Genomic DNA, 3,170 nt, shown 5'->3' on the forward strand with positions numbered 1-3,170 from the left:
TGTGACGCTAGCTGATCATCTCCTTCATGCAGGGCTTTCCAAAAAGAGGGTTCCAGTTTCTCTAAGCGCTTACGAATGGCTTGCGCTGCACGCTTGGCTGTCGCTGGGCGATTCTTCTGTAAGCGGTTTTCAACGATGATGGCTTGATGCCACTGCCCTTCGTCAGCATCAGAAAGCAGCAGATCTGCAATGGCACGACTTTCACGCACCATCAATCCACCACCAATGAGGTCTGAGTTGTAGCTAAAAGAAGTCAAAAAGAGTTCACCAAGGTCACTTTCGTAGGAGTTGCGGGCGGATCCAAAAAATTCTCAGCTTTCGCTAGGTGCCCCGCCCTTTTTAAGCTGCTCCAGCAAGCGTTGGCGCTCAGTAGGGGTGAGCTTATCCAGCTCAAGGATCAGTTCTGCAATGGTATCGTCTTCGCAGAAAAAATACGGAATGGGCACATCTAGTGCCTCTGAAAGCCTTTTCAGCAACTGGAAATTGGGTGCATGCTGCCCCTTTTCATACTGCGTCATACGCGCACTCGCCAGATTCGGCTCCATGCCGAGGTATTCACCCAACTGCCTCTGTGTCATACCCGCTGCTTGCCTGGCGGCTCTCAAGCGATCTGGAAGCGGACTGTCCATGAAAACACCATCGCTACTTGGAAAGCCGCTAGGCTAGCGCAAGATGACACAAAAATATGCTAAGAGATACTTAGCAGAAATGCAATGGTCTTTTGAAGGCGCCTTCATTTTGATTTAACAAAAGGAGGTCTTTCTCGATAATTTATTAATTTTTAGAAAATAATTCTCTAGTCGAAATTTTCCGACCAAACTGAGTCCCTATAAAAGTCTCAGACTCAACCGATGAGTAGCGATTATAAGATGCATATCGAGATACTTCGCTCAGTGGGACATCATCAATAGGTAGCTTGAATGGATTATCTTTATCAAAAAAAACGTTATCCAAAACATCAACAAAATGCTGTTTATGAACAGTATTATCCCCCTGCGACAAGGCTAAAAAAAGAACCTCATCGAGAATGTGTTTGATTTTTCTTACCTCACCTCGCGTTGCAGAAAAAAGTGGAAATAGTATCTCATCACTATGAAGTGGCGGCGGTTCATGAAAGCCCATCCTTAACGCCAAGCCTTTTAAAAATCTAACAAACTCTAGACGATCGCTTTGTTTAAAAATTTTAAAATACGGCAGTTCAATTGAACACATTAATCGCGAGGCCCATTGAGGCTCATTAGATATTTCAGAAGCCCAGGGCATACCTACTAAAACGATGGGAATACAAGCCTGCTCGCTGATCAACTTAAGTCTATTGGCAACACGCTGACGATCTTCAACAGACTTAAACTCTATTAACTCTTGAAATTCATTGATAATGATTATTTGTGTTTTACATTTTTTCAATACTTTGATTAATGCCTCTGCTAGACCCGTCTCACGACGACTACCTTTTCTTGCTTCAGAACCAAACTGCCCCAAATCGCTCAATAATTGAATCATCATTTTTTCAACATCAGGCTTACTTGGTATGCGTGAAACGAGCACTGGCTTTACGAGAACATCGCCCTCTCTGTAGCTTGGAAATGCCGAATAAAACTCATTGATTAATTTACTTTTACCAGTCCCCGTATCTCCTAACAGCAACATACACTGCTGCTCTCCGCCTAATAGTTGATTATTTTTCAATCGATTCAAAGAACTCATCGCCTGTATTAAGGCTGCATGTTGGACAAAACAGTTTCTAAAATCGATCAGCTGACTACATTTATCTTCAGACAGTATGCTGCTCATTAATAAGGCTCCACATCATCAGCAATATCGTGCCAATCATCAACATGCTCAAAGTCTTTTGAATATGTTAAGCCGCCTTCTGAAGAATCACACATAGCATTATCTCTACTTTTCAAGTCACGGTGCACACTTTCAAAAGTCGCATCACCCTCACTATCCACGCCAATGAAAGCAGCAACGCTTTTCATTCCTTTTAGGCCACCTCTCTTCTTGGCTAAAGCATTTTCTCTTATATCATCCATTCTCTCGCTTAGCTTCATATTTGCAAGGGCAAGCCCCTCATGATCGGTATTAATTTCTATATGATTATTCAACAACCTTCTCATAACTTGGTACTGAAAAATAGAGACGCCCTCTAACTGAAACTCCTGGCTAGTAGCTTCAACCTTGATATACTGCTCAAACTCAGGCAAGAATACATACACAAAAGAAACATCAAATGGATCTCGCTTAACACACAGCTTATGCTTTTTTTGACCAGGGGGCGGTGGATGGTTTTTTCTGAACTCTACCAGCATTTCGCTACTATAGTTTATATGATCTACCTCTATCCCAATTGGTCGTAAATCGCGATAGACGGTGGGAAAACTTTCGATTTTAAATCTGTGTTTTTCAGTACCTTGGTAAACAATCGGCGGAAAATCTTGACACCCAATCTGCCAAGACAAAGCAGGTATATTGGTTCTACGTTTATTTGGCTGCTGATTATAAATATCTACAACCCATATATGCAGTAGATGTAAAAACCTGGAAAATGGTAATAGCGCATCTTTCTCAGGCTCATAACCTTCTAAATCTTTTGCACTCGAGAAAGTTTTTCCCGGTATTTGATGAATAAATTCTGTATTATAAGTGTTAAATATTCTCTCGACTAAAGGTTTCTTCCATGGTTTTCCAACTGGATTGTACTCAACGCTCATTCCTATTGAGGAAGAAAACCTCTCAAGATCTTTCGACCAAAACTCTGCGCCGTTATCAACAACAAGTGTTTCAATACGCCCTTGACATGGCCAATCTTTTTCGACATCTGGATACTTTTCCAACAAGTCTTTTTTATCTAAGCACGCATTTAATACTGCACACCTTACAGAATTATAGCTCGGCCCTCTAAAGCTTAAATAAAAACCTACGATACATTTACTAAATGTATCAATCAAGACGGTTATAAATGGCCTTCCAATAGGTATATTCAAGGTATCATCAAGCAAGATCAAATCAAGAGCGGTATGATCGATTTCAACACGCTCCATCACCCTAGCCTGGATTTCTCACGGGGTATAAAAGAAAGCGGCTGAAAGTGTTAACGTTTCAGGGCCTTACACCAAAAACCAACACCAACCGCCGCTTCCAAAATGGTACCTGAAAAACTGACCTTC

General features: G+C 41.5%; 4 protein-coding genes. All 4 read right to left on the reverse strand.

The window, feature by feature from the left end; translation table 11 throughout:
- Positions 1-257: BrxA family protein (locus V8L71_RS20400; RefSeq protein ID WP_336275305.1), on the reverse strand; the 257-nt coding region annotated here is incomplete at its 3' end.
- A 54-nt stretch (positions 258-311) separates the two neighbouring features.
- A complete protein-coding gene (locus tag V8L71_RS20405) occupies positions 312-629 on the reverse strand; it encodes a helix-turn-helix domain-containing protein (protein WP_336275306.1) in 318 nt (105 codons plus the stop codon).
- 145 nt (positions 630-774) lie between these two features.
- A complete protein-coding gene (locus tag V8L71_RS20410; protein ID WP_336275307.1) occupies positions 775-1,794 on the reverse strand; it encodes a TniB family NTP-binding protein in 1,020 nt (339 codons plus the stop codon).
- Positions 1,794-3,044 carry a transposase family protein gene (locus V8L71_RS20415; protein WP_336275308.1) on the reverse strand — a complete coding sequence of 417 codons (1,251 nt, stop codon included), beginning with the start codon at positions 3,042-3,044 and terminating at the stop codon, positions 1,794-1,796. The genes V8L71_RS20410 and V8L71_RS20415 overlap by 1 nt, the downstream gene beginning before the upstream one ends.
- Between the last annotated feature and the right edge of the window lie 126 nt (positions 3,045-3,170).

The organism is Vreelandella indica (assembly GCF_037070225.1).
GTDB lineage: Bacteria > Pseudomonadota > Gammaproteobacteria > Pseudomonadales > Halomonadaceae > Vreelandella > Vreelandella arctica.

Excerpts from the sequence above, each read along its gene's own strand:
- V8L71_RS20405 (WP_336275306.1), bottom strand. The coding sequence starts at position 629 with ATGGACAGTCCGCTTCCAGATCGCTTGAGAGCCGCCAGGCAAGCAGCG.
- V8L71_RS20410 (WP_336275307.1), bottom strand. The coding sequence starts at position 1,794 with ATGAGCAGCATACTGTCTGAAGATAAATGTAGTCAGCTGATCGATTTT.
- V8L71_RS20415 (WP_336275308.1), bottom strand. The coding sequence starts at position 3,044 with ATGGAGCGTGTTGAAATCGATCATACCGCTCTTGATTTGATCTTGCTT.